Genomic DNA, 12,562 nt, shown 5'->3' on the forward strand with positions numbered 1-12,562 from the left:
CGTTCCCTGTCCGGGAGCGGCCCGCGGTGCGTCAGGGGTGGCTCACGCGCCGGTTTGACCCGGTCGGGGGCGCCCCGTAACCTTGACCTTCGGCGTTTTGGCGCCCATTCCTGAGCACCTTCCTACCGGCCCGTCCGGCAGAGGCCCCCCACGCACCGCAGGGGCGGCTGGCGTCAGGAGTGACGATCCGAGCGAGAGAGTGAGTTCCGCGTGTACGCAATCGTGCGCAGCGGTGGCCGCCAGCACAAGGTGGCCGTCGGCGACATCGTCGAGGTTGACAAGATTTCCACGGGCAAGGTCGGCGACACGGTCGAGCTCTCGACGCTGCTCGTCGTCGACGGCGACGCCGTCACCAGCGACCCGTGGGTGCTGGCCGGGATCAAGGTTCAGGCCGAGATCGTGGACCACCACAAGGGCCAGAAGATCGACATCCTGCGGTACAAGAACAAGACCGGCTACCGCCGTCGTCAGGGTCACCGCCAGCAGTACACGGCGCTGAAGATCACCGGCATCCCCGCCGCTGCGAAGTAAGGGACTGAAGAGAGATGGCACACAAGAAGGGCGCATCGTCCACCCGGAACGGTCGCGACTCCAACGCCCAGCGGCTCGGCGTCAAGCGCTTCGGCGGCCAGGTCGTGAACGCCGGTGAGATCATCATCCGCCAGCGCGGCACCCACTTCCACCCCGGCGCGGGCGTCGGCCGCGGCAAGGACGACACGCTGTTCGCCCTGGCCGCCGGTGCGGTCGAGTTCGGCACCAGCCGTGGTCGCAAGGTCGTGAACGTCGTCCCGGTCGCCTGATCGGCCGCGATACGACATCACCGAGGGCGGACGCTGCTTCCCGGGCGGGAAGCAGGTCCGCCCTCGGCGCGTTGAACCCCGAGACATCCCGTACGTATCTGGAGGAAGATCCGCATGACCACCTTCGTGGACCGCGTCGAGTTGCACGTCGCCGCGGGTAACGGAGGCCATGGCTGCGCCTCCGTGCACCGGGAGAAGTTCAAGCCGCTGGGCGGACCCGACGGCGGCAACGGCGGCCGTGGCGGCGATGTGAAGCTGGTCGTCGACCAGTCGGTCACCACGCTCATCGACTACCACCACCACCCGCACCGCAAGGCCACCAACGGCAAACCCGGCGAGGGCGGCCACCGCTCCGGCAAGGAGGGCACGGACCTCGTCCTGCCCGTCCCGGACGGCACCGTCGTCATGGACAGCCGCGGCAACGTGCTCGCGGACCTCGTGGGCCACGGCACCACCTACATCGCCGGCCAGGGTGGTCGCGGCGGCCTCGGCAACGCGGCGCTGGCCTCGGCGCGACGCAAGGCGCCGGGTTTCGCGCTGCTGGGCGAGCCCGGCCAGAGCCGGGACCTCGTCCTGGAGCTGAAGACGGTCGCCGACGTGGCACTGGTCGGGTATCCGAGTGCGGGCAAGTCCTCGCTGATCTCGGTGCTCTCGGCAGCCAAGCCGAAGATCGCGGACTACCCCTTCACCACCCTCGTCCCCAACCTCGGCGTGGTCACGGCCGGTTCGACGGTCTTCACCGTCGCCGACGTGCCCGGGCTCATCCCGGGCGCCAGCGAAGGGCGTGGCCTGGGCCTGGAGTTCCTGCGGCACGTGGAGCGCTGCAGCGTCCTGGTGCACGTCCTGGACACCGCCACCCTCGAGTCGGATCGCGACCCGCTGAGCGATCTCGACGTCATCGAGGCGGAGCTGCGGGCGTACGGCGGTCTCGAGGGCCGTCCGCGCGTCGTCGTGCTCAACAAGATCGACATTCCCGACGGCCAGGAACTCGCCGACATGGTCCGTCCTGACCTGGAGGCGCGCGGCTACCGGGTCTTCGAGGTGTCCGCGGTGGCCCACAAGGGCCTGAACGAGCTCTCCTACGCCCTCGCCCAGATCGTCGCCGAGGCGCGGGCGGCCCAGCCCGTCCAGGAGGCCACCCGCATCGTCATCCGGCCCAAGGCCGTGGACGACTCCGGCTTCACCGTCACCGCCGAGGACGGCTTCTACCGCGTCCGCGGTGAGAAGCCCGAGCGATGGGTCCGCCAGACGGACTTCGCCAACGACGAGGCAGTCGGCTACCTCGCCGACCGGCTGGCCCGTCTCGGAGTCGAGGAGGAGCTGGTCAAGGCCGGTGCCCGCGAGGGCGACGAGGTCGTCATCGGCGACGAGGACGACGCCGTGGTCTTCGACTGGGAGCCGTCGGTGGCGGCCGGCGCCGAGATGCTCGGACGCCGCGGTGAGGACCACCGCTTTGACGCGCCCCGTCCCGCCGCCCAGCGCCGCAAGGACCGCGACGCCGAACGGGACGACGCCCTGCAGCAGTTCGAGGGCTTCGACCCCTTCGAGTCCTAGAGGCGCAGCCCCAGGTGACCAGGGCCGGTTCCCCCGCGACCGCGGGGGAACCGGCCTCGGTGTCATGCGGCCCGGTTCAGTTCGCGGATGTCCTGAGCGGAACCGCGACGCTCGTGTCGCGGGCGCATTCGTCCCCCTCCGCGGCGTCCCCGGCCGTCTCGGTCCGCTCCTGCGCGCGGACCTCCGCGTCGAGTTGGGCCATGACGTCCTCGAAGTCGCGGGTGGAGAGCAGCAGCTTGTAGATGATGGCGATCTCGAAGACCAGCAGCAGCACACCGGCGCCGATCGTGACACCGACGATGGCCCCGGTGAGAGGGGCGACGATGAAGACCGCCATCTGGAACTCGATGCCGCTGATCAGGTGCGGCCGCACCCGGTGCTTGATCAGGAAGTCGCGGAACCTCTCGTAGGGACCGAAGCGCTCCTTGAAGGTCTGCTGGAGGTCGATGACGCGCTGGGGCGCCTCCTCCGCGCACGGCAGGGGGATCCCGGCCGCCTCTGCCGCGCCGGGCGCATCCGCCGTGTGCGCCGCGCCGGCCGCTGCGTGCGAGCCGGTGGTGCCGGTCGTGCCGCCGGAGGGGGCCGTCAGGCCGGCCGGTGAGGTGTCCTCGCCGGTCCGCTGCGCGGGAACGGTCCTCGGGCCGGGCGCTTCGGCGCCGGACACGCCGGCAGCGGCCTGGGCGTCGATGTCGGCCTGTGTCTCGTCCTCGTCGGCGCGCTCGCGCAGCAGGTCCTCCATGAAGGCGGTCGGCCTGGCCGCGTCGAGCTGCTGCAGCCGCTTCCGGATCTTCTTGCGCATTCCGGCCCGCACCTTGAAGATCTGCAGGGCGTCGAGGTAGCGCAATGCGTCCAGGAAGATCACCGCGAGGGCGAGCCACATGTAGGCCGGTCTGTCGGTGCGGTAGAACTGGCCGCCCATCAGGGCTGCGGCGCAGCAGACCACGCGGACGCGGTCGAAGATGTAGTCGAGCCATCCGCCGAACTCCGAGCCCCTGCCGGTGAGGCGTGCCAGCTTCCCGTCCATGCAGTCGAGGATGAAGCTGAGGTGGTACAGCGCGGCGCCGACGACCAGCCACTTCCAGTCGGCCGTCGCGAAGCACGCCGCGGCGCCGAGGCCGAGCAACAGGGCACCCCAGGTGATCTGGTTCGGGGTGACCCGGGTCCACCTGGCCGTCCAGCGCACCAGCGGAGTCGCCACCGGGTCGACCAGGAAGACGGTCCACCAGGCGTCCCGCTTCTTCTCGGTGAGGCGCCGTACTTCCGCGAGCGGTGGTGTTTCCATGGAACAGGACCTTTCGGCGGGACGGGGGCGCCGAACGGCTTCCGGGTTCGGCGGGGACGGTGGACGGCGCGTCAGGCGGGTAGGGCAGAACGGGCACGGACGGCTCGCATCCACGGCAGGTACGACACCGGGCAACGCCTCATGGTTGCACGGGGAAACGCAGAGTGAACGAAGAGTTACCGAACGGGGGACTTCCGTTCGGGTCGCCGCGAGCCGGACCGGTCCGTGTCCAGGGGCGCACCGCTCAGGGGCGGTGCGGGCCGCAGTCCGAGGGCCGCAGTCCCGGGGCGCACAGCAGGAGGCCTCCGGAGGAACGGTGTCGTTCCTCCGGAGGCCTCCTCCGCCGCCGTGTGCCGCTGTCAGACGGCTTCCGCGCGCTGCCGGGGGACGGCCTGGGCGGGGTCTGCCGCCGTCTTGGCCCGCCGTTCGTCCACACGGGCCGCGAGGGCGTGGACGGCCTCCTGGAAGCGTTCCGCGGAGGTCGGCACGGCGGGGCCCAGCAGGTGCGCCCGCAGTTCCTCACGAGCCGTCACAAGGGTGTCGTCATGGGTGCCGCGTGCGACGCCCAGCAGTTCGTCGAGCCCCTTCGCCGTCGGGGTCAGCACGATCCCCGCGCGGACGGTGGGGAAGGTCGCACGGAAGGCCTCCTCCGTCAGGTCCGTGGTGTTGGTGACCGCGTAGGGCTTGCCGCTCGGCATGAACTCGGAGATGACACTGGACACATCCGTGATCAGGACGTCCGCGTGGTTGAAGCAGGAGTAGAGGCCGGGCCTGTCCTTGACGAGCACCTGGTGCTCGGTGGCGGGCAGCGCGGCCCAGTGGACCGCCTCCCACTCGTCTGCCGCGCGCCGCATCGCCTCCGCGACGGTGACGTCCCCGTCCCGGCCCTTGTCGGCCATGCGCTCCAGGTCGTCGGCGGACGTCAGCGACCAGGCGGCGGTGAGACGGTTCAGCTCGCGCTCGGTCCGCTCCAGCGCCTCGCGCTGCTCGGGTGTGGCGCCGGGCCGCGGGCCGGCGCCCCGCGCCTCCTCGATGAGCTCCGTGATGCGGCGGTTGGCCGCCCCCGCCCGCGGGTCGACGGAGCCCGTCAGGGGGTGCGGGCGGTAGAGCAGCCGCACCCCGGGGTCGGCGAGCAGCCGCCGGACGATCGTCTCGCCCGCCAGGATGACGGAGGTGTTGCCCGGGTCGTCGGTCCACCCTTCCCACGTGGGCGCGTACAGCACGGTGACCGGGGTCCCGGCCGGCACAGGACCGGAACCCCGCTCGACGCCGGCCAGTTGGGGACGGCCGACCTCCACGACGTCCTCGTCCGCCACGCCGACGGCGGCGAGGGCGTAGCGCTCGCGGGCGGCGGGTCCCGCGACCCAGACCTCGTCGTAGGCCTTGGCGTACGGGTTGCAGCTGGACAGCTTGTCGCTCTCGCCGTGGTTGACGAAGGCATGCATGATCGACGGGATGCGCAGCACCTGGGAGGTCTTGGGAGCGTTGGCCGGGTGGAGCAGCACCTTGAGGCTGGTGTCACCGAGCCGCATGAGGTCGGCGACCTTCGGCAGGCAGACGATGGGGAGGTCGGTGGGGCCGATGCGCGGCACCATCGCGCGCTCGCGCAGCACGATCACCGGCCGGCCCTCGAGCCTCTCCAGCGCCGGCAGCCACATGTTCGCCTGGTACGCGGAGCTGCTGCCGCCGGAGAAGTACATGCCGACGGTCGGGCGGTAGTCGCGCAGCCACTCGTCGAACCACTCCATGACCGCCTCCGGCCGCGGGGCGCGCCGCCCCGGCAGGAAGGCCAGCGCGAGCACCAGCAGGCCGGCGAGGGAGAGAGCGACGGTCAGGCAGACGCCGCCGAGCGCCCATCCGGTGTGCCCGCCCGCCGCGGTGGCCGACAGCCCGGCAACGGCGGGGAGCTCGGCCAGCAGCAGCCGCAGCCCCGGCCGGCGGGTGATCACGAACGGGGGCGCGGGCGGCAGCCTCAGGCCGGAGGTGTCGATGTTGCGGGTCACGACCGGCAGCTTCCGGCCGCGCTGCACCAGGACGCTGCCCGCCTGCAGCAGGACGTGCGCCCCGTGCGCGAACAGCAGGCCGGCGAGGGAGAGCAGCAGGAACCCGGTCGACGGGCCGTCCGCCAGGCGCAGCAGCCCTGCCACCAGGAGCAGATCGCGTAGCGCCTGACGGGTGACCGCTTCGGCCTGAAGTTGACCGAGGATCTTGGGAGGGGCCGTCCGGCCCGCGTGCATGCCGAGGTCGGCCGCGTAGCCCACTGCCGTGGCGCCGACCAATAGTGCCGCGGCGGGGAGTGCCACCCCCACGGCCTGGGCGATCAACGCGCAGGCCTGCAGCAGCAGTGACGCGAAGTGGAATGTCTCCTGTCTGGTCCCTTTTGTGCGTTTCACAGCGGGCAACCTACCACCCGGATCCCCGTGCCCACTTGGCCCGAACGGGTGTCCAAATACCGTGCGGGAGAAGCCGGGTGGCCGGAAAACGGAATCCGGATGCCGGCGTTTGCGCTGGAGGAGGGCGCAGGAGAACCTTCCCCTTGGCCGCATGGGAGAGACGCGGGTGGTCTGACCGCTTCGATGCGAGAACTCCATGCTGATCGGCTTCCCCTCCGGACCTCGGGGGCCTCGGCCCCGCACCGCCGGTCCCCGAGGCCCGTCCGCAGGGTGGAAGCCCGCGGCACCGGACCGCCCCTCTGCCGTAGATTGCGAAGCCGGGAGAGGAAAGGGACGGACGTGGCGAGCGCGAGGCAGCACGTGGCGGAGGCCCGGCGGGTCGTGGTCAAGATCGGGTCGAGTTCGCTGACGACGGCGGCCGGCGGCCTCGACGCCGACCGGGTGGACGCCCTCGTGGACGTGCTGGCCGCGGCACGCGGGACACGGGAGGGCGCGCCGGCCAGAGAGATCGTCCTGGTCTCCTCGGGCGCCATCGCCGCGGGCCTGGCGCCGCTCGGACTCACCCGGCGGCCGAGGGACCTGGCCCGGCAGCAGGCCGCCGCCAGCGTCGGGCAGGGCCTGCTGGTGGCGCGCTACACGGCATCCTTCGCCCGGTACGGCGTACGGGCCGGCCAGGTGCTCCTCACCTCCGACGACATGAGCCGCCGGGCGCACTACCGCAACGCCTACCGCACGCTGGACAAGCTGCTCGCGATGGGCGCCATGCCGATCGTCAACGAGAACGACACGGTCGCCACCGACGAGATCCGCTTCGGCGACAACGACCGCCTCGCCGCCCTGGTCGCCCACCTCGTACGGGCCGACTTGCTCGTGCTGCTCTCCGACGTCGACGGCCTCTACGACGGCGACCCCGCCCTCCCCGGCACCTCGCGTATCGAGCAGGTCCACGGGCCGCAGGATCTGGAAGGCGTCTCCATCGGCAGCGCGGGCAAGGCAGGCGTCGGCACCGGTGGCATGGTCACCAAGGTCGAGGCCGCCCGGATCGCCGCCGGCGCCGGCATACCGGTCGTGCTCACCTCCGCCTCGCACGCCGCGGACGCCCTGGCCGGACGCCGTACGGGCACCCTCTTCCACGCCACGGGCAAGCGCTCCGCCGACCGGCTGCTGTGGCTGGCCCACGCCTCCGCGCCGCTCGGCGCGCTCGTCCTGGACGACGGCGCCGTGCAGGCGGTCGTCAAGCGCCGCACCTCTCTGCTGCCGGCGGGGATCGCGGCGGTGGAGGGCGACTTCAGCGCGGGCGACCCGGTCGAACTGCGTGACACCTCCGGTCGCGCCGTCGCCCGCGGCCTGGTGAACTTCGACGCCAAGGAGCTGCCGAGGCTGCTCGGGCGCTCCACCCGCGAACTGGCGCGGGAGCTGGGACCCGCCTACGAGCGCGAGGTCGTGCACCGGGACGACCTCGTACTCCTGCACCCCTGAGACCGGACTCCTTCGTGGTTACTTCGTGAAAACCGCCCCACCGCCGCTGCCGGGCTGCTGGACTTTGGGGACGGAACACGGAATCCGGCCACGGACGTGAAGACAGGACGACCGGGACGACAGGGACGACAGGGACGACAGGGAGGCCGCCGGTGAGACGAGTGCGCCCGGGGGCATCGTCGTCCCGAGGGACGGCGGAGCGGGCACTGATGAGCGTGACGGGCGACGACTCCGCCCCGCCGGCCGGCGAGCGCCCCCTCTCCCGGCTCTGGCACGTGACGCTCAGCGTCTCCGGGCCCGAGGCCCCTCTCGCCGAGGTGCGGCGCGCCCTGGAACAGCTCGCCCACGACCACCCCTTCCTGCTGACCAGCCGTTATGCGGCCGACCACGCCGAGATCAGGTACTGGGAGGAGGCCCGCGATCTGCATGACGCCGCCGCCATAGCGCTGCGGTTGTGGGGCGAGCACCGCTCCTCCGCCAAGCTGCCCCCGTGGGAGACGGTCGGCCTGGAGGTCGTCGACCGCGACACCTATCACCAGCGCCTGGCGGAGGGTTACGGGCCGCCCCCGGCGGCGCCCGTCGGCGTGCACCCCTACTGATCCGCCGCGGCCGCCGCGAGCGTCAGCCCCGCCGCGGTCGGCTTGGTCGCCGCGAGCGTCAGCCCCGCCGCGGTCGGCTTGGTCGTCGCGCGGCGCGGTCTCACCCGCCGGAAAGCCGCCCCGCCGGCCTGCGTCCACGCCGTACCCTGGCCGCCATGAGCAGCAGCAGTCACAGCAACGACGACCTCGCCGCCGCCCTGCCCTCGCCCTGGCCGAAGAGCCCGGTGATGCAGGCGGCCTACCGCGCCCGTGCGGCCGCCGACGACCTCGCGCCGCTGCCGCGTGCGGTGAAGGACGACGCGCTGCTGGCCGTCGCCGACGCCCTGGTCGTCCGCACACGGGAGATCGTCGAGGCCAACGCGAAGGACGTGGCACGCGCCCGGGAGGCGGGCACCAGTCAGGCGATCGTCGACCGTCTGACCCTCACCCCCGAGCGGGTCCGCGCCATCGCCTCCGACGTGCGCGACGTGGCGGGCCTGCCCGACCCCGTCGGCGAGGTGGTGCGCGGCTCCACGCTGCCCAACGGCCTGGACCTGCGCCAGATCCGCGTGCCGCTGGGCGTGGTCGGCATCATCTACGAAGCCCGGCCCAATGTCACCGTGGACGCGGCGTCGCTGTGCCTGAAGTCCGGCAACGCGGTGCTGCTGCGCGGCTCCTCCTCCGCGCGGCACTCCAACTCGGCGCTGGTGACGGTGGTGCGCGACGCGATCGGCGCCGCCGGAGTGCCCGCCGACGCCGTCCAGTTGGTGCCGGGGGAGAGCCGGGAGTCGGTGCACGAGCTGATGCGCGCCCGCGGCATGGTCGACGTGCTCATCCCGCGCGGCGGCGCCTCCCTCATCAAGACGGTGGTCGAGCAGTCCATCGTCCCGGTGATCGAGACCGGCACCGGGAACTGCCATGTGTACGTGGACGCCCAGGCCGACCTCGACACCGCCGTCTCGGTGCTGCTCAACTCCAAGACGCAGCGCCCGAGCGTGTGCAACGCCGCCGAGACGCTGCTGGTGCACCGCGACATCGCCGCCGACTTCCTGCCGCGGGCCCTTGACGCGCTGGCCGGGGCCGGCGTGACCGTGCACGCCGACGACCGGGTGCGGGAACTGGCCGAGAAGAGCGGCACCGAGGCCACCGTCGTCCCGGCCACGGCCGAGGACTGGGAGACCGAGTACCTGAGCCACGACATCGCCGCCGCCGTGGTGGACTCGTTGGACGCCGCCGTCCAGCACATCCGCCTGTGGTCCTCCGGGCACACCGAGGCCATCGTCACCACCTCGCAGCAGGCCGCCCGGCGGTTCACCCGGATGGTGGATTCCGCGGCCGTCGCCGTCAACGCCTCGACCCGGTTCACCGACGGCGGCCAGTTCGGCTTCGGAGCCGAGATCGGCATCTCCACGCAGAAGCTGCACGCCCGCGGCCCGATGGGGCTCGCGGAGCTGACCTCGACCAAGTACGTCTTCACCGGGGACGGCCACGTGCGCGGCTGACCGCCCGGCCCGGCGGAGGGACGGACTTTCCGAGCGGCCTGCCCAATCCGCGTCATCGGCCCTATTCTGGACGGGTGCCGGACGAACTGGGGGGCAAGCCGTTCCCGGACGGCGAGGACCACGGTGGCGCGGATGACGACTTCGCGTCCGTGGTGCTCGACGAGGCCTTCATACGGGCGGCCGCCTTCCATGAACCCAGCGCCCATGAGCGCATGCTCGCCGCCGCCACGGCACAGGCCGAGGCCGAGGCGTCGCGCACCCGTGTACTGCGCGGGGAGGACGCCACCGATCCGTACGAGGACGAGGAATCCGAGCGCTCCGCGGAGGACGAGGAGTACGAGGACCTCTACTCCCAGCGCAGCCCGTACCGGGGGCACGGGCGCTGGCACCGGACGGTGGCGTGGGTGCTCGCCGTGGTGATGGGCATAGGCGTCGTCGCACTGACGTTCGCGGCGGTCTACCGGGGCGCCGGAGGCGCCCGTCAGCCCTCCGTACCGCCCACCCCGACGGGCCGCATCGGCGCGCCCTCGCTTCCGCCGGTGGCGGTCAGCCACCGCCCCTGAGTGGCATCCGCAGAGCCTCTGAGGCACGCCGAGAGCCCCTGGGACGGCCGGAGAGTCCCTGGACGGCAGCGCGCGGGGCGCAGTCCGCCGCCAGGACGTTTCGAAGGGCCCTCACAGACCTACGCTTGTTGTATGGGCGGGCCTGGCGACCCACCGGAGGGGAACCCCGAGGGCTTCCCGGGAGGCGGTGAGGACGAGTACCGATCCGTCGTCTTCGACGAATCGTTCGTGCGGGCTGCCCGGATACAGGAGTTCTCCGCACGGGAGCGGCTGGACGGATCGGCCCGCTCGGTGCGCACCCGCCGTCCGTGGTCCCGCGGCGCCCCCGGACGGGGCCTCGCCCTTGTCCTCGTCCTGGTCATGGTCCTCGGCACCGCCCTCTACCTGGGCCTGCGAACCCCCTACGCCCCTCCGGCCCCTCCGGCGGCGGAGCCGCTGCGGACCACTCTGCTGCCGCTCGCCCCCACGGCCGAGGTGGCCGCCGTGGACCGCTCCCGGCCCTTCGCAGGGCAGCGCGCCGAGCGCTACCCGGTCGGCGGACGCGGTTACGCGCTGCCGCCGGCGCGCAGTACCGCGCACTTCAGCGCGAACCAGGTCCTGCGGGCACTGCTCTTCGCCAAGGCGTATCTCGTCGCCTCCTCCGCCGATCCCGGCGCCCTGACGGGTGGAGACGTCCGTACGGTGCGCACCATGCTCGATCCCGGCCAGCTCGACCAGTTCGACCGCAGCCTGGAGCGTCCCGCCGACGACGGACGCCACGCGGCCACCGGCTGGCTGGTGCGCTTCGAACCCGGCCGTGTCGCCCTCGCCGCCGACGAGGTCAGGGTGCACGGCACCATGACCGTGGCGGAGGCGGCGGAGGACGCCCTGGAGGTCGTCGCGGACCACACGCTGGTCTACGCCGTGCGGGCCGCCACCGCCGGGGACGGCCAGGTCTCGCTCTTCACCGTGCGGCGCGAACTGCGGATGCGCTTCGACCGCGCGGACCTGCGCGACCAGCATGTGGAGCTGCTGCAGGCCGCCATCGAGGCCGGGCCCCTCTCCTGCGCGGGCGCCCCCGTGGAGCACTTCCGGCCGCTGCTGGCCGGGCAGCGGCCTGCGCCGCACCCCGGGGTCGACCCCCACGACCACCGCCACGAGATCAGCTCGGTGTGCGGGGTGCTCGCCCCGGCCCCGGCGGCCGCACCGGGGGTCAGCCCCGCGGCGGGTCCTGCGGGTCCTTCGGCGGGTGCCCCGACGGGCGGGGGCCCGAACCCGGCGTCCCGGTGAAGCGGTCGCGCAGCCGGCCGCCGATGTCGCCCGCCCCCGACCCGATGTCCGAGAGCAGCTTCATGAGCGGGTCCTTGCTCGTCCTCACCGTCTCGGCGTAGTGGCCCGCCGATTCCTTGAACGCGTCGTAGACCGAGGCGTCCCCGTCCTCGGCGCGCCGCGGGTAGTGGCCGTCCATGATGCGCTGGTAGTCGCGGCTCGCGGCCCACTGCTTGAGCTCCGCGGCCCGCACCGTCGTGAACGGGTGGCTGCGAGGCATGACGTTGAGGATCTTCAGCACGGAGTCACGGAGGTCGCCGGCCTCCTCGTACTCCTCGGCCTGCTTCAGGAAGGCGTCCACGTTCATCTCGTGCAGGTGGTTGCCGCCGGCGATCTTCATCAGACCGCGCATCGAGGCCTGCAGTTCCTGGCCGACCAGGAGCCCGGCCCGGTCGGCGGAGAGCTCCGACTTGCGGAACCACTCGCGCAGAGCGGTGACGATCGCCATGATCGCGAGATTGCCGAGCGGGATCACGCGACTTTCAGCGCCAGGCTGGTCAGGAAGAGCAGGATCGTGCGGTAGACGCTGTGGCCGGACAGCGCGTGGCCGACCTCGTGGCCCACGACCGCCCGCATCTCCTCCTCGTCCAGCAGTTCCACCAGCCCGGTGGTGACGACGATGATCGGCTCGTCCAGGCCGATGCACATCGCGTTGGGCCGCGGGTCCTGGGAGACGTACATCGGCGGGACCTTGGGCAGGTCGAGGATGTAGCAGGCGTCCCGCAGCATGTCGTTGAGATGCGGGAACTGCTGGTCGCCGACGCGTACCGAGTCCGAGAGGAACAGCAGCCGCAGCGAGCGCTCGGGCAGCAGGCCGCTGAGCGCCTTGAAGACGGTGTCGAAACCGCTCAGCCGGCGCAGGGCCACCAGCGCGGAGCGGTCCGCCGGGTGCTCGTACGCGCGCGAGGAGATGTCCTCGAAGCGCCGACGGTTGCGTCCGGGCAGCCACTGTCCGTGGTCTCCGCCGCCCTTCGCACCGCTCGAATCGTTCGGACCGGACATATGCCCCCGCCCCCCTGCTCGTCCGTCGGGTACGTAGTGAGGACGCGCGGAGCCACCGCGAAGTTCCGCCCGGACCGCCCGTACGATGTTGCCCGAGTCTT

10 protein-coding genes and 1 pseudogene are annotated in these 12,562 nt (G+C 72.2%); 8 read left to right on the forward strand and 3 right to left on the reverse strand.

Going from position 1 to position 12,562, the window contains the following annotated elements; genetic code table 11:
- The first annotated feature begins 210 nt into the window (after positions 1-210).
- The 3 genes from rplU to obgE all read left to right on the forward strand — a co-directional run bounded on the left by rplU (position 211) and on the right by obgE (position 2,354).
- Entirely contained in the window at positions 211-531 is a 321-nt protein-coding gene (rplU, locus tag ACRWND_RS14800) for a 50S ribosomal protein L21 (protein ID WP_431949267.1), read from the forward strand.
- Positions 532-545: 14 nt separating this feature from the next.
- On the forward strand, positions 546-800 hold the full coding sequence (gene rpmA / locus ACRWND_RS14805; protein WP_319664657.1) for a 50S ribosomal protein L27: 255 nt from the start codon (positions 546-548) through the stop codon (positions 798-800).
- A gap of 114 nt (positions 801-914) precedes the next feature.
- A complete protein-coding gene (obgE, locus tag ACRWND_RS14810) occupies positions 915-2,354 on the forward strand; it encodes a GTPase ObgE (protein ID WP_431949269.1) in 1,440 nt (479 codons plus the stop codon).
- Positions 2,355-2,430: 76 nt separating this feature from the next.
- Here the strand turns inward: obgE and ACRWND_RS14815 are convergent, their stop codons facing one another.
- A complete protein-coding gene (locus tag ACRWND_RS14815; protein ID WP_431949271.1) occupies positions 2,431-3,636 on the reverse strand; it encodes a CDP-alcohol phosphatidyltransferase family protein in 1,206 nt (401 codons plus the stop codon).
- Positions 3,637-3,995: 359 nt separating this feature from the next.
- Positions 3,996-6,029, reverse strand: coding sequence for a hypothetical protein (locus tag ACRWND_RS14820; RefSeq protein WP_431949273.1), 2,034 nt, complete (start codon positions 6,027-6,029; stop codon positions 3,996-3,998).
- A 339-nt stretch (positions 6,030-6,368) separates the two neighbouring features.
- Between ACRWND_RS14820 and proB the strand changes: the two genes are divergently transcribed.
- The 5 genes from proB (at position 6,369) to ACRWND_RS14845 (ending at position 11,420) form a co-directional block, all read left to right on the forward strand.
- Positions 6,369-7,508, forward strand: coding sequence for a glutamate 5-kinase (gene proB, locus ACRWND_RS14825; RefSeq protein WP_431949275.1), 1,140 nt, complete (start codon positions 6,369-6,371; stop codon positions 7,506-7,508).
- A gap of 152 nt (positions 7,509-7,660) precedes the next feature.
- The gene (locus tag ACRWND_RS14830) at positions 7,661-8,107 is read left to right on the forward strand and encodes a hypothetical protein (protein ID WP_431949277.1); all 447 of its coding nucleotides are present in this window, start codon (positions 7,661-7,663) and stop codon (positions 8,105-8,107) included.
- Positions 8,108-8,334: 227 nt separating this feature from the next.
- Positions 8,335-9,588 carry a glutamate-5-semialdehyde dehydrogenase gene (locus ACRWND_RS14835; protein ID WP_431949342.1) on the forward strand — a complete coding sequence of 418 codons (1,254 nt, stop codon included), beginning with the start codon at positions 8,335-8,337 and terminating at the stop codon, positions 9,586-9,588.
- A 74-nt stretch (positions 9,589-9,662) separates the two neighbouring features.
- On the forward strand, positions 9,663-10,151 hold the full coding sequence (locus ACRWND_RS14840) for a hypothetical protein (RefSeq protein ID WP_431949279.1): 489 nt from the start codon (positions 9,663-9,665) through the stop codon (positions 10,149-10,151).
- 132 nt (positions 10,152-10,283) lie between these two features.
- Positions 10,284-11,420: a hypothetical protein gene (locus ACRWND_RS14845; RefSeq protein ID WP_431949281.1), complete on the forward strand. Its 1,137-nt coding sequence runs from the start codon at positions 10,284-10,286 to the stop codon at positions 11,418-11,420.
- Here ACRWND_RS14845 and ACRWND_RS14850 read toward each other — a convergent pair.
- Positions 11,344-12,461: pseudogene (locus ACRWND_RS14850) on the reverse strand (M48 family metallopeptidase). The gene ACRWND_RS14845 and the pseudogene ACRWND_RS14850 sit on opposite strands and share 77 nt — an antisense overlap.
- Between the last annotated feature and the right edge of the window lie 101 nt (positions 12,462-12,562).

It is taken from the genome of Actinacidiphila sp. bgisy167, from assembly GCF_965342175.1.
GTDB lineage: Bacteria > Actinomycetota > Actinomycetes > Streptomycetales > Streptomycetaceae > Actinacidiphila.

Excerpts from the sequence above, each read along its gene's own strand:
- ACRWND_RS14835 (WP_431949342.1), top strand. The coding sequence starts at position 8,335 with ATGCAGGCGGCCTACCGCGCCCGTGCGGCCGCCGACGACCTCGCGCCG.
- rpmA (WP_319664657.1), top strand. The coding sequence starts at position 546 with ATGGCACACAAGAAGGGCGCATCGTCCACCCGGAACGGTCGCGACTCC.
- ACRWND_RS14845 (WP_431949281.1), top strand. The coding sequence starts at position 10,284 with ATGGGCGGGCCTGGCGACCCACCGGAGGGGAACCCCGAGGGCTTCCCG.
- ACRWND_RS14815 (WP_431949271.1), bottom strand. The coding sequence starts at position 3,636 with ATGGAAACACCACCGCTCGCGGAAGTACGGCGCCTCACCGAGAAGAAG.
- obgE (WP_431949269.1), top strand. The coding sequence starts at position 915 with ATGACCACCTTCGTGGACCGCGTCGAGTTGCACGTCGCCGCGGGTAAC.